The following is a 20,908-nucleotide window of genomic DNA, read 5'->3' as shown; positions in this document are numbered from 1 at the left end:
CGTCAAGGTCAACCGATGGTGAAGTAGTGGTTGGGGTTGTGCTGGACGTCGGTGGCGTTGACGCCCACCAGCGTGATGCTGTCGCCGTGGCCGAGGTCGATGACCGCGTTGCCGTGGTCGTCGCTGACGCGCGAGGCCAGATCCTCGGCGGTGCGGATGTGCAGGCCGTTGATGTTGCGGGAGATCTGCAGCAGGTCCTCGCCCGCCTTGAAGTCCAGCACCACGTCCTGGCCGCCGCCGCCGCTGAACACGAAGGTGTCGTGGCCGTCGCCGCCCTGCATGGTGTCGTCGCCCTTGCCGCCGATCAGCGTGTCGTCGCCGGTGCCGCCCGACAGGAAGTCGTCGCCCTTGCCGCCGTCGAGGAGGTCGTTGCCGGCGTTGCCCTGCAGGTGGTCGTTGCCGTCGCCGCCGTTGACGGTGTCGTTGCCGTTGCCGCCGACCAGGAAGTCGTCGCCCTTGCCGCCGTCCAGCTTGTCGTTGCCGTCGCCGCCGGCGAGCGTGTCGTCGCCCTTGCCGCCGATCAGCGTGTCATGCCCGGCGCCGCCCGACAGGAAGTCGTCGCCGCTGCCGCCGTCCAGCTTGTCGTTGCCGTCGTTGCCCTGGAGGTGGTCGTTGTCCTTGCCGCCCTCGAGCTTGTCGTGGCCGTTGCCGCCGACCAGGAAGTCCTGGCCCTTGCCGCCTTCCAGCTTGTCGTCGCCGTCGCCGCCGGCGAGCGTGTCGTTGCCCGCGCCGCCCTGCAGGTGGTCCTTGCCGCCGAGGCCGGTCATCAGGTCGTCGCCCTTGCCACCCTGCACGTGGTCGTCACCGGCGCCGCCGAACAGCAGGTCGTTGCCGCTGCCGCCCTGGAGATGGTCGTTGCCATCCTTGCCGAGGATGAGGTCGTCACCCTTGCCGCCGTTGATGTGGTCCTTGCCGTCGGTGCCGGCGTGCATGTCGTAGGAGGCGCCCGGGATCGTGGCCATTGGTCGTGTTTCCTTATTCGTTATGTGGGGAGGCGAGAGTTCTAATTCTTTCGAGCGGCATTCTTCGTTGGAGATAGAAGATTCTCAAGAGGAGAATCGCCTCATATGACCCGTGACCGCCAAATGTCTCACAAGTATCGAGGATGTTTCGCTGTTAGGGAGTGCGGTGTTTCTGAGCTATTTCGGGTTCGATGTTGGAATATTTATTGGATGTTTCGGTTTTTGAAATGATTGTGGCCGGATGAAGACATCCGGTGGGAAATTGAGGCGGGATTTTAAAAGGGAAGCGATGCCCCCTCCCTAACCCTCCCCCGCTGCGCGGTGGAGGGGACAAGCGGCGGCGGCTCCCTCCACCGCGTCAGCGGGGGAGGGCTGGGGAGGGGGCCGTTATGGCTACCCGCTCACTCCTCGCGGAAGGAGCGGCGCATGCTGTCGGTGATGGGGGAGATGAAGTAGTCGATGGCCTTGCGGGCGCCCGAGGTGATCATCACCTCGGCCGGCATGCCGGGGTAGAGCGCCACGTGGTCCAGCTTCGCCAGCGATTCGGGCAGCAGACGGACGCGGGCGGCGAAGTACGGGGCGCCGGTGCGCTGGTCCTTCAGCTGGTCGGGGGAGACCGACACCACCACGCCGTCCACGGGCGGCACCTTGCGCTGCTTGTAGGCGGTCAGGCGGACGTGCGCCGGCTGGCCGGCGCGCACGCTGTCGATGTCGGTGGGGCTGACCGAGGCCTCGACCACGAGGTCGTCGTGCTCCGGCACCAGCTCCAGGATCGGGGCGCCGCTGGGAATGGCGCTGCCGGGGGTGAGGAAGTGAACGGCGACCACCCGGCCGTCCTGCGGCGCGGTGACGGTCAGGCGGCGCTTCACGTCGCCGGTGCCGCGCAGCCGCTCCGTCAGGTCGGCCAGCACCGCCTGGGTCTTCTGCAACTCGTCCGCGATGTCGGAGCGGCGGGTGTTGGCGACGTCGAGGATCTCCAGCTCGGCGGCGGCGATCCCCTGCTCGGCCTGGGCGCGGTTGGCCTTCAGCTCGCCGATCCGGCCCTTCAGGTCGGAGACGAGTCGCTGCATCTCCAGCAGCCGGGGACGGCGCTCGTAGCCCTTGTCGACGAGCGTCTTCACCATGCGCAGCTCGTCCTCGGTGAGCGCCAGGCGCTCGGTGCTGGCGGCGCTCTGCGCGTCGACGGCGGCGATCTGCTCGCGCAGCTGGGCGATCCGCTTGCGCTGCACGGCCAGCAGGCCCTCGTTGCGCTCGCGCCGGGCGGTGAACAGGCCGCGCTCGCTGGCGATCGAGTCGGCGGCGGCCGGGGTGGAGCCGGCGGCGGCGGCGACCTCGGCCGGCACCTCGAAGGAGGTCGCCTCGGCCTGCTCGGCGCGCAGGCGGGCGAGGCGGACCTGCGCCGCCCAGTGCTGCGTCTGGATCTGCGCGATCGCCGCCGACACCTGGGTGTCGTCCAGGCGCAGCAGCGGCTGGCCGACGCGCACCACGTCGCTCTCCTTCACCAGCATGGCGCTGAGGATGCCGCCTTCCAGATGCGAGATGGTCTTGCGCTGGCTGTCGGCAATGATGGTGCCCGGGGCGATGGCGGCGGCGTCGAGGTCGGCGAGGCAGGCCCAGCCGAGGAACCCGCCGAAGCCGATCCCCACCGCCAGCGCGCCGGACAGCATCACCCGGCGCAGCGCCGGATCGAGGCCGTTGTCTTCGGTCAGGGCGATGGTCATGACGGCTCTCCGGCGCGGACGAGGCGGACGGCGGGCTTGGGCGCCGCGGGGGTGACGGTGCGCATGACCTCGGCGCGTGGGCCGAACTGCTCGACCATGCCGTCCTTCAGCACCAGCAGCTTGTCCACCGCCGAGACGATGGAGGGCCGGTGGGTGATCATCACCACCGTGGTGCCCGCCGCCTTGGCGCGCGCGATGGCCTGCATCAAGGCCTCCTCGCCGACGTTGTCGAGGTTGGAGTTGGGCTCGTCCAGCACCAGCAGGCGCGGGTTGCCGTACAGCGCGCGGGCGAGCGCCACGCGCTGGCGCTGGCCGCCGCTGAGGCCCCCGGTGGTGTCGCCGAGCGGCGTGTCGTAGCCGTAGGGCAGGCGGCCGATCATCTCGTGGATGCCGGCCAGCTTGGCGGCGGCGACCACGGCGGCCGGGTCGCCCTCCTGCATGCGGGCGATGTTCTCGCGCACCGAACCCTCCAGCAGCGCCACGCTCTGCGGCACGTAGCCGACGTGCTTGCCGAAGCTCTCGCGCTCCCACAGCCAGGTGCTGTGCCCGTCCAGGAAGATGCCGCCGGCCGTCGGCTCCCAGACGCCGACCAGCAGGCGGGCCAGCGTGGATTTGCCGGCGCCCGACGGGCCGATGACGCCCAGCACCTCGCCGGGCTCCAGCGCGAAGGAGACGTTGCGCAGCACCGGCCGGTCGGCGCCGGGCGGGATGTAGCCGAGGCGGTCGATGCTCAGCCGGCCCTCCGGCCGCGGCATCGGGATGGTCTCGCGGCGGGACGCGCTGTTGGTCAGCATGGTGCGGACGCGGCCGTAGGCGGACAGCGCGAAGACCCATTGCCGCCAGCCGTCGATCAGCTGCTCGAAGGGGTGCAGCAGGCGGCTCATCAGCATGCCCGCCGCCATCATGCTGCCCGGCGAGGCGCTGTTGTCCAGAACCAGCAGCACGCCGATCGCCATGGTGCCGACCTGCAGGATCAGGCGCAGCGAGCGCGTCACCGCCGCCAGCGCGCGGGCGCGCGACGAGCCGCGGTCGAGCAGGTCGCTCATGTGCGCCTGCGACTCCTGCCAGCGGCGCGACACGGCGGGCAGCATGCCCATGGCCTCGATCGCCTCGGCGTGCCGGACGGTGGCGCCGACCTCGGCGAAGGTGCGGGCGGCGGCCTCGTTGGCCTCGGCCAGCGGCCGGCGGGTGGCGAGGTCGGTGATCACGCTGAGCACGATCAGCAGCACCGCGGCCACGCACGCCACGGCGCCGTAGGCCGGGTGCAGCAGGAACAGCACCGCCAGGAACAGCGGCACCCAGATGAGTTCCAGCGGCACGGCGATGGCCGAGCCGGTAAGGAAGGTGCGCAGCTCGTTCAGGTCGCGGATCGTCTGGCTGGTGCCCTTGCCGCCGCCGAGCGCGTCCACCACGGCGGCCTGCAGCGCCGGCACGTTGAGGCGCCGCGCCACGATGCCGCCGAGGATCTGGAAGGTGCGCCCGCGGATGTACTCCAGCACGCCGGCCAGCATCAGGCCGGCGACGGCGACGATCAGCAGCATGACCAGCGTGTCGGTGCTGTGGCTGGTCATCACGCGGTCGTACACCTGCATGGTGAACAGCGGCACGATCAGCATCAGCGCGTTGGCGAAGCAGTTGAGCACCGCCGCGAACAGCAACCCGTGGCCGATCTGCCGCAGGGTGCCGCGCAGCGGCGCCGGCTCGCGAGAAGAGGAGGCGGTCGTCATGGAGGTGCGAAGCCTTTCGGGTGTCGCCGACGGACAATCCAGGTCGGTGACGCTAGGCACCACGCTCGCGAAAGGTCAACGGAAAATGGTGTGACCCGCATACTTGTGCAATCGCATGGATATGCGGCGCAATGCGTTTGCTGGTTGTTTCAAAATTCGAAATGTCTGGCGTTCGCGCTGGTTCGCCTCTGTGCTTCCCGGATGTTTTGATATCCGAAACATCGGCCGATCAAAACCACGGAATTTTGCTCGATAAGTGTTTGCGTGCAGTAATGTTTTATTATTGTGGACAGAATGCTTTCGGCGCGATTAAGTCTCGCAGTGTTGACTCGCCTCGGCAAGGGGTGCAGAAGGAAAGACGATGACTTGCCAAATCGGCCCGCGGCTGGCGGAAAGAGGGGAGCCCGCCTCTCGCCAGCAATATGCGTGCTGTCGCACGTCGAACGTTTTGCGGACCCTTGCAACCATCGGTCGGAGAGCGCCGATGGCCGAAATATGTCCCAACAATTTGAAATGAATCTGCGGCAAACCGGTCGAGGCAGCGTTTCCGGGCCATTGCCCGCTCCGGAGACGCGCCGACCCCTTGCCGGACCAGCACCAGGAGCCGCCGATGAACACCGCCGCCGCCGAACCGTTGCCGGTCGAACCCGCCCGCCCCGGGCGCTTCGCCGGGAAGGGGGTCTGCTATGATCTGGCGCGGATCATCGAAAGCATGAACCGCCGCTTCCAGGACGTGGTGCGCATCGAGCTGGCGCGCATCGGCGTGGAGGACCTCAGCGCCGTGCAGGTGCTGATGCTCATGCACATCGGCAACGAGGAGCTGTCGGTGCGCGACCTGCTGGAGCGCGGCAACTACCTGGGCTCCAACGCCTCCTACAATCTCAAGCATCTGGTCGAGTCCGGCTACGTGGACCGCGCGGCCAGCGCCCGCGACCGCCGCACCGCGCGACTCAAGCTGTCGCCGCAGGGGCTGCGGCTGGTCGAGGAGCTGCGCCGGCTGGAGGCGGCGCGCAGCGAGGCGATGATCCGCACCGAGGCCGACGCCCAGGAGTTCGACGCCACCTACCGCACGCTGCGCCGGCTGGAGCGCGCGTGGTGCGACCTGATCCGCTACGACTCCGCCAGCCTGGAATGGGGGAACGGGGACGCTCCGTGACCGTCTACGCCCTGACGTCGGAGGACGTCGCGTACCTCTCGGCGGCGCCGACCGCCGCCGCCCGCATCGTCACCATGACCAAGCTGGTGCATGACCTGGAGGCCGGCGCGCTGACCGAGGGCGAGCGCAGCCTGGCCACCGAGATCCTGCACTGCTTCGCCGCCGACGCCGAGTCCACGGTGCGCGAGGCGGTCGCCTGGCAGATCAACAACAGCACGCTGCTGACCGAGGACCTGGCCGAGCAGCTGGCGCGCGACGTCGGCGCGGTGGCCTTCCCGGTGCTGCGCCACGCCGAGGCGCTGGGCGACGAATTCCTGCTGCGCATCGTCGCCGAGAGCGACGCCCACAAGCAGCTCGCCATCGCCGGGCGGCGCACCGTGTCGGCCAAGGTGGCGAACGCCATCGTCGAGGTCGGCAACGTGGTGGTCGTCACCCGCCTGCTGCGCAACGCCGGCGCCGCGGTGCCGGAACCGGCGCTGCACACGGCGGTGGACCGCTTCGGCGGCGTGCGCGCGGTGACCGAGGCCATCGCGGCGCGCCCCGACCTGTCCATGGCGCTGGTCGAGCGGCTGATCGCCTTCGTGTCGGAGGAGATCCGCGCCTCGCTGGTCAAGTCGCACAAGGTGTCGCCGCATCTCGCGGCCAAGCTGGTCGAGCGCGGGCGGGAGGCGGCCACCATGCTGCTGCTCCAGCCCCTGGTGCACGAGATCGACGACGTCGATCTGGTCGCCCACCATCTGGAGGCCAACCACCGGCTGACCGGGTCGCTGCTCTGCCGCGCGCTGTGCGCCGGGGAGTTCCGGCTGTTCGTCGCCGGCATGTCGGTGCGCGCCGGCATCGCGGTGGACGCGGTGCGGCTGCTGGCCTGGGACGGCGGGCCGCTCGGCCTGGAGGCGCTGTTCCGCAAGGCGCGGCTCCCCAGCGCGCTGGAGGTGCCGGTGCGCATCGCCATCGCGGTGGCGCGCGAATTGGGCTACGACGGCGGCGACGCCGGCCGCGCCACCTACCAGGCTGAGGTCATCGCCGAGGTCTTCACCGAGTGCGCCGAGATCGACGAGCGCGAGGTGGACGACCTGCTGCTGCAGCTGATCGATCAGGCGCCGGCCGACGTGGTCGACCGCGCCATGGCCCGCGCCGGCTTGCCGCTGCCGGTCCCGCCGGCGTGCCGCCCGGTGTCCGGCGACCGCGTGGTGCCGGCCGGCGGCTGAGCGCGGCTTCCCGGAGTCGGGAAGGGCGGGGCGGGGATTCCCGCTGCCGACTCTCAAAAAAAGCGGGAAGACTCTTTTGGCCGTCATCCCCGCGAAGGCGGGGATCCATACGTTTCGTGGCCGCGCGCTTTGGGAATTATGGATCCCCGCCTTCGCGGGGATGACGGTTCGGAGAGGTGGTCGAGCGACCGGTGAAGCGTATGGCCTGATCCTTGCTGATGCTGCGCGACCGTTCCTTCGCGAGCACAGCCATGCCCCGCACCGCGGCGCCGTCCGCCGAGTCCGCCGCCGGCCGGCCGCTTCTGCACGCGCCGACCGCGCTGGTGTCGGGTCTGCTGATCGTCGCCGCGGCGCAGGTGGCGCTGGTGCTGCTCGGCATCAGCCCGCTGGCGGCCGACGGCGGCTGGACGCAGCTCTACGACGCCGACAGCTACGCCCGCGTCATGCGCGTCGAACAGATGCACGACCGCGGCGGCTGGTTCGACCCGCTGCTAGGCCGGCTGAACGCCCCCTACGGACAGTCGCTGCACTGGACGCACCCGGTGGACCTGCTGCTGCTGGCCGGCGCCGGGCTGGCCGGCCTGATGCTTTCGTATCATGACGCGCTGCTGCGCGCGGCGATGCTGATGGGGCCGCTGCTGCACCTGCTGTGCGTGCCGGCGCTGTCGGCGGCGACGCGGCCCTTCCTGAACGACCGCTGGTTCGTCGGCGCCGTGCTGCTGCTGGCCTTGCAGGTGAGCGGCGACGTCGTGTTCTCGGCCGGCGCGGCCGACCATCACGGATTGCTCGTGCTGCTGCTGCTGGCGACGCTCGCGGCGCTGCTGCTCCACGCGGTGGAGCCGGAGCGGCGGGGCCCGCCGGTGCTGGCGGCGCTGGCGGCTGCGGTGGCGCTGTGGACCTCGGTCGAGGGCGTGCTGCTCGCCGCCACGGCGGGGGTGGCGGTCGGGCTGCTGTGGGCGCTCTACGGACCGCAGCGGCCGCGGGCGCTGCTGGCCTACGCGGCGGCGCTCGCGGCGCTGCTGCCGCTGGAACTGCTGGCCGAGCGTGGGCCGTGGGGACTCGGCGACCTGGAGGTGGACCGCATCTCCGCGTTCCACGCGGCGCTGGCGCTGGCGTCGCTGGTCATGGTGGGAGTCGTCGACCGTGCGGCGGCGCGTGGCGTCCTGACGACTCCGCAGCGGCGGCTCGGCGCGCTGGCCGTGGCCGGCGTGGCGGTGGCCGGAGTCGCGCTGGCGGCGTTCCCCGGCATGCTGGTCCACCCGTATGACGGGGTGGATCCGCTGGTGACGCGGCTTCTGACCGGGGCGGTGCAGGCCGACCGGCCGCTCAGCGTCGCCAACTGGGGCGAGCGGCTGGCCTTCGTGCTGGACTGGGGGCCGTTCTTTCCGGCGGCGATCTTCACCGCGCTGGCGCTGCGCCGCCGTCGCGGCGCCGACGCGCGGCGGCACGCGGTGCTGGCGCTGTTCCTGGCGGTCTACCTGGTCTCCAGCGTGCTGGCGGTGCGCGAGGTGCCGATGCTGGAGGCGGTGTGCGTCATCCCCTGGGTCGAGGGGCTGGCGGCGCTGGTGCCGTGGTGCCGGGCCGGGCACGGCCGGATGCGGCGGCTGGCGGGGGCGGGAGCGTTCGCGGCCTCGGCGGCCGGCTATTGGGCTGTGGCGGCGGCCATCGCGGCGCCGATGGGCGGGGCGGTCGCGCTGGGCGCGCCGCGCCCGTGTAACTACGCCGAGGTGGCGCCGTTCCTGACCGACTCCGGCGCCACGCTGATGACCAACCTCTTCGACGGACCGGAGATCGCCTACCGCACCGGCGGCGCGGCCGTCGCCGGCCCGTACCACCGCGGCGCCGACGCCATCCTCGACACCGTGCGCTTCTTCCTGGGCAGCGACGCCGAGGCGCGCGAGGTCGCCCGCCGCCGCGCGGTGACGCACGTGCTGCTCTGCCGCAGCACCGGCGCGGGCGTCGAGCGGCTGATGGGCGGACAGCCGCGCGGCGTGCTGGCGCGGCTGTGGATCGACCGGCCGCCGGTCTGGCTGCGGCCGCTGCCGCTGCCGGCACCGCTGGCCCGGCGGTACATGGCCTACCGGGTCCTGCCGGACTGATACGGCCAAAAAAAGAGGCCGCTGCGCGTGCGCGGCGGCCCGAAGTCTAGGGAGGAAACGCCCAAGAAGGGCGAACACCCAGAGTATGTTGCAGCGCAGCAAAGCGCGCAACCACTACTTTCGTAGGATGTTTTTCAGGAACATTTGGGGAAGGTCCCCCGATCTGGGCATCGCGGCTGCGTGCCCCGGCTCACCGTCCGGTTCGTTGCCCGTGGCGCAAGAACGGATAGTCTGTCCCCATCCAGCGATGCTGATGGAGGAGTGAGACGTGCCGACGGTCATGATCATCGGGGCCAACGGGCTCCAGCGGGGCGGTCTGCGACACCTTCTGGGTGAGGAGGGTTTCGACGTGGTTGCCGAGGCCGCGAACGCCCGCCAGGCCACCCAGGGTTCGGCCCCGGCCGCGGACGCCATCCTGTTCGACGCCACCGGCTGCCAAGCGGTCGGCGACGACATCGCCTCGCTGCGCGCGGCGTTCGCCGACTCGCGCATCCTCCTGCTGGCCACGACGATCAGCGGCGCCATGCTGCGCGAGGCGCTGGCCGCCGGCGCCGACGGCTGCCTGACCGCCGACACCTCGGCCACCGCGCTGGCGCAGTGGGTGCGCTACGCGCTGGCCGGCGGCAAGGTGTACCCGCGCGACATGGCGCAGATCCTGGCGCAGAGCCCGGGCTCGCCGGGGTCCACCAGCATCGGCGGGCGCACGCTGTCGAACCGCGAGATCGAGATCCTGACGCGGCTGACCAGCGGCCACGGGAACAAGCAGATCGCCAACGAGCTGGGCATCACCGAAGCGACGGTGAAGGTCCACCTGAAGAGCCTGCTGCGCAAGATCGGCGCGGTGAACCGCACGCAGGCGGCGATCTGGGCCATGAACAACGGCATGGCCGGCTCCGGCGGCGGCAAGGTGGCCGCCGCGAGCTGACGCCCCGCTACCCGCCGGCCGCGCCGTCCAGCCCGAAATGGGCGCGGACGGCGTGGCAGGCGTCGCTGCCGGCGGTGAACTCCCGGCAGACCAGCGGGCGGTCGTCGTAGACGACGCAGGTGACCTCCTCGCCGATGGTCCCCCGCAGCGCCGCGCAGCGGTCGCCGTCGCAGCGCATGCGGCCGTTCTCCACGAGGTGCCCCGGGACGCCGTCGCCGTCGAGCGGGCCGACGAACGCCGGCCACGTCCACGAATAGGCGCAGCAGGCCCCGCAGCTCTCGCAGTCGGGCACGGGCGCGGTCATCGCGGTCAGCGCTTGTCGGACGAGCGCGGGCCGTTGATCGCCGACACGAAGTCGCCGAACGCCCCGCCGCGGCCGCGCGGGGCGGCGCCGCGGGCGTGCTGCGGACGGTCCTGGCGCGGCTGCTCGTTGCGCTGCGGCCGGGCCGGTTTGTTCGCCGGCTTCGGCTGCTCGGCGCGGGCCGCCGGGCGGGACTGCTCGGCGCGGGCCGGGCGCGGCTGTTGCGGGCCGCGGCGCTCGCCGCGGTGCTGCTCGGCGCGATGCGGCGGCGGGTTGTGCCGGGAGCCGGCGTGCGCCTCGGTCGGGGCCGGACGGCGGTAGGCGGGCGTGCCGACCACGGTCAGCGGCTTGCGGGTCAGCTTCTCGATGTCGCGCAGGTAGGCGCGCTCCTCGCCGTCGTCGCAGAAGGCGATGGCGATGCCCGAGTTGCCGGCGCGCGCGGTGCGGCCGATGCGGTGCACGTAGCTCTCCGCGATGTTCGGAAGCTCGAAGTTCACCACGTGCGACACGCCGTCCACGTCGATGCCGCGCGCCGCGATGTCGGTGGCCACCAGCACGCGCACGGTGCCGGCGCGGAAGCCCTCCAGGGCCGCTTGGCGGGCGCTCTGCGACTTGTTGCCGTGGATGGCGGCGGCGGTGACGCCGCCCTTGACCAGATGCTCGGTCACCTTGTTGGCGCCGTGCTTGGTGCGGGTGAACACCATCACGCGGTCCATGCCGGCGTCCTTGCCCAGCATCTCCAGCAGCAGGTGCCGCTTGTCGGCGGCGGGGACGAAGATCACGCTCTGGTCGATGCGCTCGGCCGTGGTGGCGACCGGGGTGACCTCGACGCGGACCGGCTCCTTCAGCAGGCGGTTGGCGAGGTCGGTGATCTCCTTCGGCATGGTGGCCGAGAAGAACAGCGTCTGCCGCTCCTTGGGCAGCTTGGCGATGACGCGCTTGACGTCGTGGATGAAGCCCATGTCGAGCATGCGGTCGGCCTCGTCGAGGACGAAGACCTCCAGCCGGTCGAGCTTCACGTGCCCCTGGTTCATCAGGTCGATCAGGCGGCCGGGCGTGGCGACCAGGATGTCGAGGCCGCGCCGCAGCGCATCCACCTGCGGGCTCTGGCCGACGCCGCCGAAGATGACCGCGTGGCGCAGGCCCAGGCCGGCGCCGTAGTTGGCGATGCTGTCGCCGATCTGGATGGCCAGCTCGCGCGTCGGCGTCAGGATCAGCGTGCGCGGCGCCGCGCCGCGGCCGGTCGCGGTGGTGGACAGGCGCTGCAGGATCGGCAGCGTGAAGGCGGCGGTCTTGCCGGTGCCGGTCTGGGCGATGCCCAGGATGTCGCGGCCGAGCAGCGCCGGCGGGATGGCCTGCGCCTGGATCGGCGTCGGCGTCACGTAGCCCTGGGCGGCCAGCGCGGCCTGAATCTCGGAACGGAGCGAAAGGTCGGAAAAGGAGGTCATGGTGTCCTTGGGTCGCGCGCACCGCCGTGCCCCCGCGGCGCGGAGGCGATGGGTCTGCGTAATCGGCTGAGCGGATCGCGCTTTCTAAGCCCCGGACCGTGCGCGTGCCGGTCGGGTCGTATGGGCAGGTACGTCTCGGATTTGCACCGGCGGCGGGAGCGATCCCGGCCACGGTTCCGCGCGATCACGACACGCATGGAGCGCTCCGCCGCAGCGGCGGGCGTCCGTTTCGGTCTCGGTATGACGCCGAATGCGGGCCGGGTCAAGCACCATCGCCGCATACACCGGCCATGCACCGGTATGAGTGCGGTCACACCCTCGAATGTTCTTTGTGCGTAGGGCGCGATTACGATTGCATCGGGTGCTGTCGACAGGCATTGTTGTTCAGCCCATCCATAGCGGCTGCGGCCTCTTTTTACGTTTTACGAGACCCCGATGTACGATCGTCCCCAGCGCGGTGGTTTCCGCGCTTCTGCTCCCGAGATCACCCAGCGCAACATCACCGCCACTGTCAAGTGGTACAACCCGGAGAAGGGCTTCGGCTTCGTGACGCCGGAGGACGGCTCGCCGGACGCCTTCCTGCACGCTTCGGCCGTGCAGTTCGCCGGCCACGACTCGCTGCCCGAGGGCACGACCGTCGTGTGCGACCTGTCGCGCGGCCCGAAGGGCCCGCAGGTCGCCGCCCTGCACTCGGTCGATAAGTCGACCGCGCAGGAGCGTCCGTCGCGTGGCGGCGGCGGTGGCGGCTACGGCGACCGTCCGTCGCGTGGCGGCTACGGCGGCGGCGGCGGCTACGACCGCTACGGCGACCAGGGCGGCGGCGGCGGCGAGGTCGTCGACGGCACGGTGAAGTGGTTCAACGTGACCAAGGGCTTCGGCTTCATCGCTCCGGACAACGGCGGCAAGGACGTCTTCGTGCACGTGAAGGCGGTCGAGCGGTCCGGCCTGAGCGGCCTGCAGGATGGTGAGCGCGTGCGCATCACCGTGCGTCAGGGCCAGAAGGGCCCCGAGGCCGAGCGCATCGAACTCGCCTAATCGGCGGTCTCGAGAACGTGCCGGGTCCGCTTCGGCGGGCCCGGCGTCTCGCGTCTCAACTCTTTACTCCTTGTCGGCGCGGTCCGTAACCAGCGGGCGCAACGCGTCGACCAGCGCCGCCGTTCCGGCGAGCAGCGATGCGCCGCCGGAAAAGTCCGGGCGCAGCCGGTAGGGCGCCGCAGCGCCGCCGGCCTCTTCCACCAGCAGAATTCCCGCCAGCACGTCCCAGGGCAGCAGGTACGGGTCCCAGGTCGCGTCGAGCCGCCCGCAGGCGACGTGCGCCAGCTGCAGGGCCGCGGTCAGCAGGTTGCGCGTCTGCGCTCCGGCTTCGATCACCGCGGTGAACGGCTCCAGGAACAGGTGCGGCGCGTGGCGCGGCGAGTGGCCGACGCCGATCACCGCCTTGCCCAGCTCGGCGCAGCCGGACACCCGGATCGACTCGCCGTTCAGGAAGGCGCCGCCGCCGCGCCGGGCGGTGTACAGCTCGTCGGTGTTGGGGTCATAGATGATGCCCAGTTCGGTGCGGCCGTCCACCATCAGCGCCAGCACCACGCCGAACCACGGCAGGCCGCGCAGGAAGTTCTGCGTGCCGTCGATGGGGTCGACCACCCACACCCGCGACGCCGCCAAGCCGCCGGCCTCCTCGCCGACCACCGTGTCCTCCGGGAACAGGGCGGACAGGCGGGCGCGGATCAGGTCCTCCACCGCGCGGTCGGCGACGCTGACGAGGTCCTGCGGGCCTTTCACCTCGACGGTGAGGTCGGCGCGGCGCTCGAAGTAGCGGCGGGCGAGGCGCCCGGCTTCGCGCGCCACCGCGGCGCCTGCGGCGAGGCGGCGGTCGAGTTCGATGTCGTGAGTCATCCTGGTCGTCATTCGTCCTTCTCGTCATCGCCGGGCTTGACCCCATGGGCGCTCAGTTTAGTGGTTGGCGGCCGGTTTCGGCGACCAATCACGGTCCCAAACCGTCATCCCCGCGAAGGCGGGGATCCATACGTTCCACAGCCTCTGCCTCGGGAGTTATGGATCCCCGCCTTCGCGGGGATGACGGCCAAAAAATGTCTGGAGCGATGTCCAGAACGCTAACGTAGCGCCCATGGGGCTTGACCCGGCCATCCACGTCTTCGCGGCAACGTTCCTCACCGGCCATGACGGTGCTGAGGAGGGAGTTACAGCAGTCGCTTGCGCACTTGTGTCACGAACACTTCGGCCAGCACCACCACCGCGAAGATGGCGAGCAGTGCGGTCGCCACCCGGTCCCACTGGAACAGGTCCATGGCGGAGTTCAGCACCAGCCCGATGCCGCCCGCGCCGATCAGGCCGAGCACCGCGGATTCGCGCACGTTGATGTCCCAGCGGAACAGCGCGATCGACCAGAAGGCCGGCTGAACCTGCGGCCAGTAGCCCTTGAGCAGGATCGACGGCCACGGCGCGCCGGCGGCGCGCAGCGCCTCGATGGGGCCGGGGGCGGCCTCCTCCAGCGCCTCCGACAGCAGCTTGCCGACGAAGCCGACCGAGCGGAAGGCGATGGCCAGCATGCCGGCGAGCGCGCCCGGCCCGAACACCGCGACGAACAGCAGCGCCCAGACCAGCGAGTTGACCGAGCGCGACGAGACCAGCACCAGCTTCGCCAGCCAGTTCAGCGGCCGCGAGCGGGTGATGGTGCGCGCCGCCATCAGCCCGACCGGCACCGCAAGCACGACGCTGAGGATCGTGCCCAGCGTGGCGATGTGCAGCGTCTCCAGCAGCGCCCTGCCGACCGGAGGGGCGTAGGCGAGGTCGGGCGGCCACAGGCGGCGGGCGAGGTCCATCACCTGCTCCGGCGCGTCCCACAGGAACTCGGGGATCACCTCGACGGTGCGCAGCGACCAGACGAAGCCGGCGACCAGCACGAGATAGGTGGCGAAGCGGCCCAGGCGCTCGGCCGGGGTGAAGCGCTGCCAAGGACGGTGGAGCGTCGCGTCGGTCATTGGAACATCGCCCTCAGCCGCGCGGCCAGCAACTCGCCCACCATGATCAGCGCGATGATCGACAGCAGGATCGCGCAGACGAACCCGTAGTCGAAGCGCTGGAACGCCGCGAACAGCGTGCCGCCGATGCCGCCGCCGCCGACGATGCCGACCATGGTGGAGTTCCGCAGGTTGCTGTCCAGCTGGTAGGTGGAAAAGCCGATGAAGCGCGCCGTCACCTGCGGCAGCACGCCCATGGCGACGACTCCCAGGAACGGCGCGCCGGTGGCGCGCACCGCCTCCACCTGCTTCATGGAGATCTCCTCGATGGCCTCGGCGAACAGCTTGGCGACGAAGCCGAGCGACGCGACGACCAGCGCCAGGATGCCGGCCAGCGCGCCGAAGCCGATCGCCTTGACGAAGACGATGGCGACCAGGATCGGGTGGAAGGAGCGGCAGACGGCGATGAACACCCGCGCCGGCGTGCTGACCCACGCCGGCATCAGGTTGCGTGCCGACAGAAGCCCCAGCGGCAGCGACGCCAGGATTCCCAGCACGGACGCAATGACAGCGATCTGCAGGCTCTCCACCAGCCCGTCGAGCAGCAGCTCCCAGCGCAGGAACTGCGGCGGGAACAGCCGGCCGAGGAAGCGCCCGCCGTGCTCCAGGCCCAGCACGAAGCGCGCCCAGCTCATGTCCAGCACCTGCGCGGCGTAGAGCACGTAGGCGGCGAACAGCAGCCAGACGGCCCGCGCCGTCCAGTTGGGCCGGAAGGCCTGCCGTGCCGCGGTCATGCCAGCCAGTCCTCGCCGCCGTAGATGGCGCGCAGGTGGGCGTCGGTCAGCTCGGCCGGCGGGCCGTCGAACACCACCTGTCCGGCCGACAGGCCGACGATGCGGTCGGCGAAGCGGCGGGCCAGCGTCACGTCGTGGATGTTGATGAGCACCGGCACGCCGCGCTCCCGCGCCACCGCGGTCAGCAGCTCCATGATCTCCACCGACGTCTTGGGGTCGAGCGACGAGGTGGGCTCGTCGGCCAGCAGCAGGTCGGGGTCCTGCATGACGGCGCGGGCGATGCCGACGCGCTGGCGCTGGCCGCCGGACAGGCTGTCGGCGCGCTTGTGCGCGAAGCCGCCCAGGCCGACCCGGTCGAGCAGCGCGAACGCCTGGTCGATGTCGTCCGTGCCGTAGCGGCGCAGCCACGCCCGCCACACCGGCACGTAGCCGAGCCGGCCGCACAGCACGTTCTCCATCACCGTCAGGCGTTCGACGAGGTTGTACTCCTGGAACACCATGCCGATGCGGCGGCGGATCAGCCGCAGCTCGTGCCGGCCGGCGCGGGCGACGTCGCGGCCCTTGACCAGGATCTCGCCCGAGGTCGGCTCGACCAGCCGGTTGACGCAGCGGATGAAGGTGCTCTTGCCGGTGCCCGACGGGCCGATGATGGCGCACACCCCGCGCGCCGCGAAGGACAGCGACAGGCCCTTCAGCACCGGCAGCCCGTCGCCGTAGGACTTCACGAGGTTGCGGACCACCAGCGGCGGCGGCGCGTCGGTGCCGCCGCCGGGGAGGGCCGCGACGCGGCCGGTCAGCGTGCCGTCGGGCATGGTCACTGCTTCTGCTTGGCGTAGGTGGCGGCGTTGAACGGCGTGCCGCTGCCGTCCGCCACCTTGCGCACCACCGCCCAGGCGTCCTTGTAGGTGACCGGCACGAATCGGTCGGCACCCTCGAACGCCTTCTTCATCTCCTCCGGGAACCGGTAGCTGGTGAAGCACTGCACCAGCTTCTGGGCCAACTCCGGCTTCAGGTTGTGGGCGTGGGCGAAGGAGGAGGTGGGGAAGGTCTCGCTCTTGTAGATAACGCGGATCTTGTTGCCGTCGACCTGCCCGCGGTGGACCATGCGGGTGTAGACGTCGGAGGCCACCGGGGCGGCGTCGTAGTCGCCGGACACCACGCCCATCACCGACTGGTCGTGCTTGCCGGAATAGAGCACCTGATAGTCCTTCTCCGGCACCAGCCCGAGTTCCGGGAACAGCGCCCGCGGTGCCAGGTTGCCGGAGTTCGACGAGGGCGAGGTGTGGGCGATCTTCTTGCCCTTCAGGTCGCCCAGCGTCTTGTAGGGGCTGTCGGCCTTGACCAGCATCCACAGCTGGTAGCCCTGGAAGCCCGACTCGTCGCCCTTCACCGCGAAGGGCACCGCGCCGGCGAGGTTCACCGCGAATCCGGTCGGCCCGGTGGAGAAGCCGGCGACGTGCAGCCGGCCGGAGCGCATCGCCTCGATCTCCGCCGCGTTCGACTGCACCTGGAAGTACAGGACCTTCTTGCCGGTGCACTTGCCCAGCTCTTCCTGGAACGGCTTGAAGATGTTGGCGTAGACGGCGGGATCCTCGACCGGCGTGTAGGTGAAGACCAGCGTGTCCGGGTCCTTCCAGTCCTTCGCATCGGTCGGCGCGTCGGCGACGAGGTCGCCGTTGCGGTCGCAGTAGAGCTGGTCGAGGTCGCCGCGGCTCTGGCAATCCTGGGCGCTTGCCGGCGCGGCGAACGCGTAAGCGGATGCAATGACCGTCGCGGCGAACAGCCGCGTCCTCGCCTGCGTCATGGATGATCCTCCCGGTCCCGGCCGCCGCTTCGGCAGCGTGCCTGTTTGTTTGATCAGCAAACATAGGCTTGGCGGAACCGAACTGCAAACCGAAAAAATCGAACCGGTTTCGAAAGCGACGGCACTGCCGTCCAGGCGCGCGGGGCGGCGGCAATACTCGACGAATTTGCTGAGGTATTTCAACCAACGTGCGACAAACCGTCCTGCGTGAGCTTGATCGAAGTCAAGGTTTGGCCGGTTCGGCGGCGCCCATAGTCCGTCAAGCCTAAGCGTGTCGGTGGAGCCACCGGTACAACCTGGGCGACGGATCACGGTACGAGAAACAGGATCAACGCGGCCTGCGCCCGAAAGGGGCGCGGGCCGCGAACGGGAGAGCTTCGCCAATGGGCGCGGTCAGTCGGTTCAACTTCCTGCGCGGGCGGTTCCGGGGCGACCCCGACGCCGTGCGTCCGCCATGGACGACCGACGGGTTCGCCGACTCCTGCGACCGCTGCGGCCGGTGCGAGCGCGCCTGCCCGGAGCGGATCATCGGGCAGGACCGCGCCGGCTACCCCAGCGTCGAGTTCGCCGCCGGGGCCTGCACCTTCTGCGGCGCCTGCGCCGACGCCTGTCCGACCGGCGCGCTGGCGCGCGACGGGGACCGGGCGCCGTGGGGCCTGAAGGCGGCGATCGGCGCCGGCTGCCTGTCGGTCAACGGCGTGGACTGCCGGGTGTGCGGCGACCACTGCGAGGCGCGGGCGATCCGCTTCCGCCCGCTGGGGCGCGGGCGCTGGCTGCCGGAAGTGGCAGGCGCTTCGTGCACGGGCTGCGGCGCCTGCGTCGGCCCGTGCCCGGTCAAGGCGATTTCGGTCCAGACGGACCAGGACGAGAGGGAGGTCGCGGCATGCGGCTGACGCGCTTCATCGACCGGGAGGCGGCAGCCCCGCCCTCCGGCCACAACGTCTGCGGCGTGCTGGTCCACGCCGTGCCGGAGCGGCTGGAGGCCGCCAAGCGCGGCTTGGCAGCGCTGCCCGGCGTCGAGATCCACCAGGAGGTGGCGGACGGCCGCCTCGTGGTCACCGTCGAGGACGCGGACGGCGTCCCGGCGTCGCTCACCCTGAGCCAATTCCCCGCGATCGAAGGCGTCGTGTCGGCGGCCTTGGTCTACCACCACTGCGAGACGGACGACCTGTCTGAGGAGATGCCCTCATGAAGTTCACCAGGCGAGATTTCGTTAAGGCCAACGCGGTGGCGGCGACCGCCGCGGTGGCCGGGCTCCCCGTCTCGACGGCGGTTGCCCAGCCGACCGGCCGTCTTCCCGACGACATCCGCTGGGACAAGGGCGCGTGCCGGTTCTGCGGCACCGGCTGCGGCGTGCTGATCGGCGTCAAGGGCGACAAGGTGGTCGCCACCCAGGGCGACCCGGACGCGCCGGTCAACCGCGGCCTGAACTGCATCAAGGGCTACTTCCTCTCCAAGATCATGTACGGCGAGGACCGCCTGACCAAGCCGCTTCTGCGCAAGAAGAACGGCGTGTTCGACAAGAACGGCGAGTTCACGCCGGTCTCGTGGGACGAGGCGTTCGACATCATGGCGCAGAAGTGGAAGGCGTCGCTGAAGAAGAACGGCCCGTCCTCCATCGGCATGTTCGGGTCGGGCCAGTGGACGATCATGGAGGGCTACGCCGCCGTCAAGCTGATGAAGGCGGGCCTGCGCTCCAACAACATCGACCCGAACGCCCGCCACTGCATGGCGTCCGCCGTCGTCGGCTTCATGCGCACCTTCGGCATCGACGAGCCGATGGGCTGCTACGACGACATCGACAACGCCGACGCCTTCGTGCTCTGGGGCTCGAACATGGCGGAGATGCACCCGATCCTGTGGTCGCGCATCACCGACCGCCGCCTGAGCCACAAGGACAGCAAGGTGGCCGTGCTCTCGACCTTCGAGCACCGGTCCTACGAGCTGGCCGACCTGCCGATCATCTTCAAGCCGCAGTCGGATCTGGCGATCCTCAACTTCATCGCCAATTACATCATCCAGACCGGCCGGGTGAACGAGGCGTTCGTCGCCAAGCACACCAACTTCAAGAAGGGCGTGACCGACATCGGCTACGGCCTGCGTCCGAACCACCCGCTGGAGAAGGACGCCAAGGACGCCGCCGACCCGAACAAGTCCTCGCCGATCAGCTTCGACGAGTTCAAGCAGTTCGTGTCGGAGTACACGGCCGAGAAGACCAGCCAGATCTCCGGCGTGCCGGTCGATCAGCTGAAGGCGCTGGCCGAGCTGTACGCCGACCCGAAGGTCAAGGTGATGTCGCTGTGGACCATGGGGTTCAACCAGCACACCCGCGGCACCTGGGCCAACAACCTCGTCTACAACATCCACCTGCTGACCGGTAAGATCTCCGAGCCGGGCAACAGCCCGTTCTCGCTGACCGGCCAGCCCTCGGCCTGCGGCACCGCGCGCGAGGTCGGCACCTTCGCCCACCGCCTGCCGGCGGACCTGGTGGTGACCAACCCCGAGCACCGCAAGACGGCCGAGACGATCTGGAAGGTGCCGGAAGGCACCGTGCCGGAGAAGATCGGCTTCCACGCCGTGCTGCAGAGCCGGATGCTCAAGGACGGCAAGCTGAACTGCTACTGGACGCTCTGCACCAACAACATGCAGGCGGGCCCGAACATCAACGAGGAGCTGTATCCGGGCTGGCGCAACCCCGACAACTTCGTGGTGGTGTCCGATCCGTACCCGACCGTCTCCGCCATGGCGGCCGACCTGATCCTGCCCACCGCGATGTGGATGGAGAAGGAGGGCGGCTACGGCAACGCCGAGCGCCGCACCCAGGTGTGGCGCCAGCAGGTCAACGCGCCGGGCGAGGCGAAGTCCGACCTCTGGCAGCTCATGGAGTTCGCCAAGCGCTTCACCACCGACGAGGTGTGGCCGGCGGAACTGCTGGACAAGAACCCCGAGTTCAAGGGCAAGACCCTGTTCGAGGTGCTGTACCTGAACGGCCAGGTGAACAAGTTCGGCCTGGACCAGCTGCAGCCGGGCTTCGAGAACACCGAATCCAAGCACTTCGGCTTCTACGTGCAGAAGGGGCTGTTCGAGGAGTACGCCGGCTTCGGCCGCGGCCACGGCCACGACCTCGCCGACTACGGGGTGTATCACAAGGCCCGCGGCCTGCGCTGGCCGGTGGTGGACAACAAGGAGACGCTGTGGCGCTTCCGCGAGGGCTATGACCCGTACGTGAAGGCGGGCGAGGGCGTGAAGTTCTACGGCAACAAGGACGGCAAGGCGAACATCTTCGCGCTGCCCTACCAGCCGCCCGCCGAGAGCCCGGACGCCGAGTACGACATGTGGCTGGTCACCGGCCGCGTGCTGGAGCACTGGCACACCGGCTCGATGACGCGCCGCGTGCCGGAGCTGCACAAGGCGGTGCCCAACGCGGTGGTCTTCATGCACCCCGAGGACGCCAAGGCGCGCGGCCTGCGCCGCGGTCTGCCGGTGAAGCTGCAGACCCGCCGCGGCGAGCTGCTCACCCGCGTCGAGACGCAGGGCCGCAACAAGCCGCCGAAGGGCGTGGTGTTCATCCCGTTCTTCGACGAGAGCCAGCTGGTCAACAAGCTGACGCTGGACGCCACCTGCCCGCTCTCCAAGGAGACGGACTTCAAGAAGTGCGCCGTGAAGGTGGTGAAGGCGTGAGGTGACGAGGCCCTCCCCCGCTTCCGGCGGGGGAGGGAGGGACCCGCGAAGCGGGAGGGTGGGGGCAGCGGCCTCCCCGACACGCCGCGGGCCCCCCCCCG

18 protein-coding genes are annotated in these 20,908 nt (G+C 70.2%); 8 read left to right on the top strand and 10 right to left on the bottom strand.

The features are described from left to right. Window positions 1-8: 8 nt before the first annotated feature. From ACRWK7_RS01910 to ACRWK7_RS01900, 3 genes are all read right to left on the bottom strand, one after another. On the bottom strand, window positions 9-962 hold the full coding sequence (locus ACRWK7_RS01910) for a calcium-binding protein (RefSeq protein ID WP_431854471.1): 954 nt from the start codon (window positions 960-962) through the stop codon (window positions 9-11). 401 nt (window positions 963-1,363) lie between these two features. After that, a complete protein-coding gene (locus ACRWK7_RS01905) occupies window positions 1,364-2,683 on the bottom strand; it encodes an HlyD family type I secretion periplasmic adaptor subunit (RefSeq protein WP_431854470.1) in 1,320 nt (439 codons plus the stop codon). Further along, complete coding sequence (locus ACRWK7_RS01900) at window positions 2,680-4,410, bottom strand: type I secretion system permease/ATPase (protein ID WP_431854469.1); 1,731 nt, start codon at window positions 4,408-4,410, stop codon at window positions 2,680-2,682. The genes ACRWK7_RS01905 and ACRWK7_RS01900 overlap by 4 nt, the downstream gene beginning before the upstream one ends. A 610-nt stretch (window positions 4,411-5,020) precedes the next feature. Here ACRWK7_RS01900 and ACRWK7_RS01895 point away from each other — a divergent pair. The 4 genes from ACRWK7_RS01895 (at window position 5,021) to ACRWK7_RS01880 (ending at window position 9,798) form a co-directional block, all read left to right on the top strand. Further along, window positions 5,021-5,566, top strand: a complete 546-nt coding sequence (locus ACRWK7_RS01895; RefSeq protein ID WP_431854468.1) for a MarR family winged helix-turn-helix transcriptional regulator — start codon at window positions 5,021-5,023, stop codon at window positions 5,564-5,566. Continuing rightward, entirely contained in the window at window positions 5,563-6,774 is a 1,212-nt protein-coding gene (locus ACRWK7_RS01890) for a DUF2336 domain-containing protein (RefSeq protein ID WP_431854467.1), read from the top strand. Before ACRWK7_RS01895 ends, ACRWK7_RS01890 begins: the two co-directional genes overlap by 4 nt. A gap of 251 nt (window positions 6,775-7,025) precedes the next feature. Further along, a complete protein-coding gene (locus tag ACRWK7_RS01885) occupies window positions 7,026-8,873 on the top strand; it encodes a hypothetical protein (protein WP_431854466.1) in 1,848 nt (615 codons plus the stop codon). A 268-nt stretch (window positions 8,874-9,141) separates the two neighbouring features. Beyond that, a complete protein-coding gene (locus tag ACRWK7_RS01880) occupies window positions 9,142-9,798 on the top strand; it encodes a LuxR C-terminal-related transcriptional regulator (protein ID WP_431854465.1) in 657 nt (218 codons plus the stop codon). 7 nt (window positions 9,799-9,805) lie between these two features. On the opposite strand, the gene ACRWK7_RS01875 is transcribed toward ACRWK7_RS01880, so the two are convergent. After that, window positions 9,806-10,102: a YkgJ family cysteine cluster protein gene (locus ACRWK7_RS01875; RefSeq protein WP_431854464.1), complete on the bottom strand. Its 297-nt coding sequence runs from the start codon at window positions 10,100-10,102 to the stop codon at window positions 9,806-9,808. 5 nt (window positions 10,103-10,107) lie between these two features. Beyond that, window positions 10,108-11,547, bottom strand: coding sequence for a DEAD/DEAH box helicase (locus tag ACRWK7_RS01870; protein WP_431854463.1), 1,440 nt, complete (start codon window positions 11,545-11,547; stop codon window positions 10,108-10,110). A 435-nt stretch (window positions 11,548-11,982) separates the two neighbouring features. On the opposite strand from ACRWK7_RS01870, the gene ACRWK7_RS01865 reads away from it, so the two are divergent. Further along, entirely contained in the window at window positions 11,983-12,582 is a 600-nt protein-coding gene (locus ACRWK7_RS01865; RefSeq protein WP_431854462.1) for a cold-shock protein, read from the top strand. 63 nt (window positions 12,583-12,645) lie between these two features. On the opposite strand, the gene ACRWK7_RS01860 is transcribed toward ACRWK7_RS01865, so the two are convergent. From ACRWK7_RS01860 to phnD, 5 genes are all read right to left on the bottom strand, one after another. Continuing rightward, window positions 12,646-13,455 carry an inositol monophosphatase family protein gene (locus ACRWK7_RS01860; protein ID WP_431854461.1) on the bottom strand — a complete coding sequence of 270 codons (810 nt, stop codon included), beginning with the start codon at window positions 13,453-13,455 and terminating at the stop codon, window positions 12,646-12,648. 293 nt (window positions 13,456-13,748) lie between these two features. Then, window positions 13,749-14,549, bottom strand: a complete 801-nt coding sequence (gene phnE, locus ACRWK7_RS01855; protein ID WP_431854460.1) for a phosphonate ABC transporter, permease protein PhnE — start codon at window positions 14,547-14,549, stop codon at window positions 13,749-13,751. Then, on the bottom strand, window positions 14,546-15,322 hold the full coding sequence (phnE, locus tag ACRWK7_RS01850) for a phosphonate ABC transporter, permease protein PhnE (RefSeq protein ID WP_431854459.1): 777 nt from the start codon (window positions 15,320-15,322) through the stop codon (window positions 14,546-14,548). The genes phnE (ACRWK7_RS01855) and phnE (ACRWK7_RS01850) overlap by 4 nt, the downstream gene beginning before the upstream one ends. Continuing rightward, window positions 15,319-16,134 carry a phosphonate ABC transporter ATP-binding protein gene (phnC, locus tag ACRWK7_RS01845; protein ID WP_431854458.1) on the bottom strand — a complete coding sequence of 272 codons (816 nt, stop codon included), beginning with the start codon at window positions 16,132-16,134 and terminating at the stop codon, window positions 15,319-15,321. Before phnC ends, phnE (ACRWK7_RS01850) begins: the two co-directional genes overlap by 4 nt. Window positions 16,135-16,136: 2 nt before the next feature. Then, window positions 16,137-17,126: a phosphate/phosphite/phosphonate ABC transporter substrate-binding protein gene (gene phnD / locus ACRWK7_RS01840; protein ID WP_431854457.1), complete on the bottom strand. Its 990-nt coding sequence runs from the start codon at window positions 17,124-17,126 to the stop codon at window positions 16,137-16,139. Window positions 17,127-17,509: 383 nt separating this feature from the next. Between phnD and napF the strand changes: the two genes are divergently transcribed. The 3 genes from napF to napA are packed head-to-tail and all read left to right on the top strand — an operon-like array spanning window position 17,510 to window position 20,807. Further along, window positions 17,510-18,019 carry a ferredoxin-type protein NapF gene (gene napF / locus ACRWK7_RS01835; protein WP_431854456.1) on the top strand — a complete coding sequence of 170 codons (510 nt, stop codon included), beginning with the start codon at window positions 17,510-17,512 and terminating at the stop codon, window positions 18,017-18,019. Beyond that, window positions 18,010-18,318: a chaperone NapD gene (locus ACRWK7_RS01830; protein WP_431854455.1), complete on the top strand. Its 309-nt coding sequence runs from the start codon at window positions 18,010-18,012 to the stop codon at window positions 18,316-18,318. The genes napF and ACRWK7_RS01830 overlap by 10 nt, the downstream gene beginning before the upstream one ends. After that, the gene (napA, locus tag ACRWK7_RS01825; protein ID WP_431854454.1) at window positions 18,315-20,807 is read left to right on the top strand and encodes a nitrate reductase catalytic subunit NapA; all 2,493 of its coding nucleotides are present in this window, start codon (window positions 18,315-18,317) and stop codon (window positions 20,805-20,807) included. The genes ACRWK7_RS01830 and napA overlap by 4 nt, the downstream gene beginning before the upstream one ends. Window positions 20,808-20,908 lie beyond the last annotated feature (101 nt).

The sequence above is a fragment of the Azospirillum sp. genome, from assembly GCF_050789165.1.
This window is presented reverse-complemented; position numbering and strand designations above follow the sequence as displayed.

Bases quoted from the DNA above. Each gene is read 5' to 3' on its own strand.
- ACRWK7_RS01910 (WP_431854471.1), bottom strand. From the start codon at position 962: ATGGCCACGATCCCGGGCGCCTCCTACGACATGCACGCCGGCACCGAC.
- ACRWK7_RS01905 (WP_431854470.1), bottom strand. From the start codon at position 2,683: ATGACCATCGCCCTGACCGAAGACAACGGCCTCGATCCGGCGCTGCGC.
- ACRWK7_RS01900 (WP_431854469.1), bottom strand. From the start codon at position 4,410: ATGACGACCGCCTCCTCTTCTCGCGAGCCGGCGCCGCTGCGCGGCACC.
- ACRWK7_RS01895 (WP_431854468.1), top strand. From the start codon at position 5,021: ATGAACACCGCCGCCGCCGAACCGTTGCCGGTCGAACCCGCCCGCCCC.
- ACRWK7_RS01885 (WP_431854466.1), top strand. From the start codon at position 7,026: ATGCCCCGCACCGCGGCGCCGTCCGCCGAGTCCGCCGCCGGCCGGCCG.
- ACRWK7_RS01875 (WP_431854464.1), bottom strand. From the start codon at position 10,102: ATGACCGCGCCCGTGCCCGACTGCGAGAGCTGCGGGGCCTGCTGCGCC.
- ACRWK7_RS01870 (WP_431854463.1), bottom strand. From the start codon at position 11,547: ATGACCTCCTTTTCCGACCTTTCGCTCCGTTCCGAGATTCAGGCCGCG.
- ACRWK7_RS01865 (WP_431854462.1), top strand. From the start codon at position 11,983: ATGTACGATCGTCCCCAGCGCGGTGGTTTCCGCGCTTCTGCTCCCGAG.
- ACRWK7_RS01860 (WP_431854461.1), bottom strand. From the start codon at position 13,455: ATGACGACCAGGATGACTCACGACATCGAACTCGACCGCCGCCTCGCC.
- phnE (WP_431854460.1), bottom strand. From the start codon at position 14,549: ATGACCGACGCGACGCTCCACCGTCCTTGGCAGCGCTTCACCCCGGCC.
- phnE (WP_431854459.1), bottom strand. From the start codon at position 15,322: ATGACCGCGGCACGGCAGGCCTTCCGGCCCAACTGGACGGCGCGGGCC.
- phnC (WP_431854458.1), bottom strand. From the start codon at position 16,134: ATGCCCGACGGCACGCTGACCGGCCGCGTCGCGGCCCTCCCCGGCGGC.
- phnD (WP_431854457.1), bottom strand. From the start codon at position 17,126: ATGACGCAGGCGAGGACGCGGCTGTTCGCCGCGACGGTCATTGCATCC.
- napF (WP_431854456.1), top strand. From the start codon at position 17,510: ATGGGCGCGGTCAGTCGGTTCAACTTCCTGCGCGGGCGGTTCCGGGGC.
- ACRWK7_RS01830 (WP_431854455.1), top strand. From the start codon at position 18,010: ATGCGGCTGACGCGCTTCATCGACCGGGAGGCGGCAGCCCCGCCCTCC.
- napA (WP_431854454.1), top strand. From the start codon at position 18,315: ATGAAGTTCACCAGGCGAGATTTCGTTAAGGCCAACGCGGTGGCGGCG.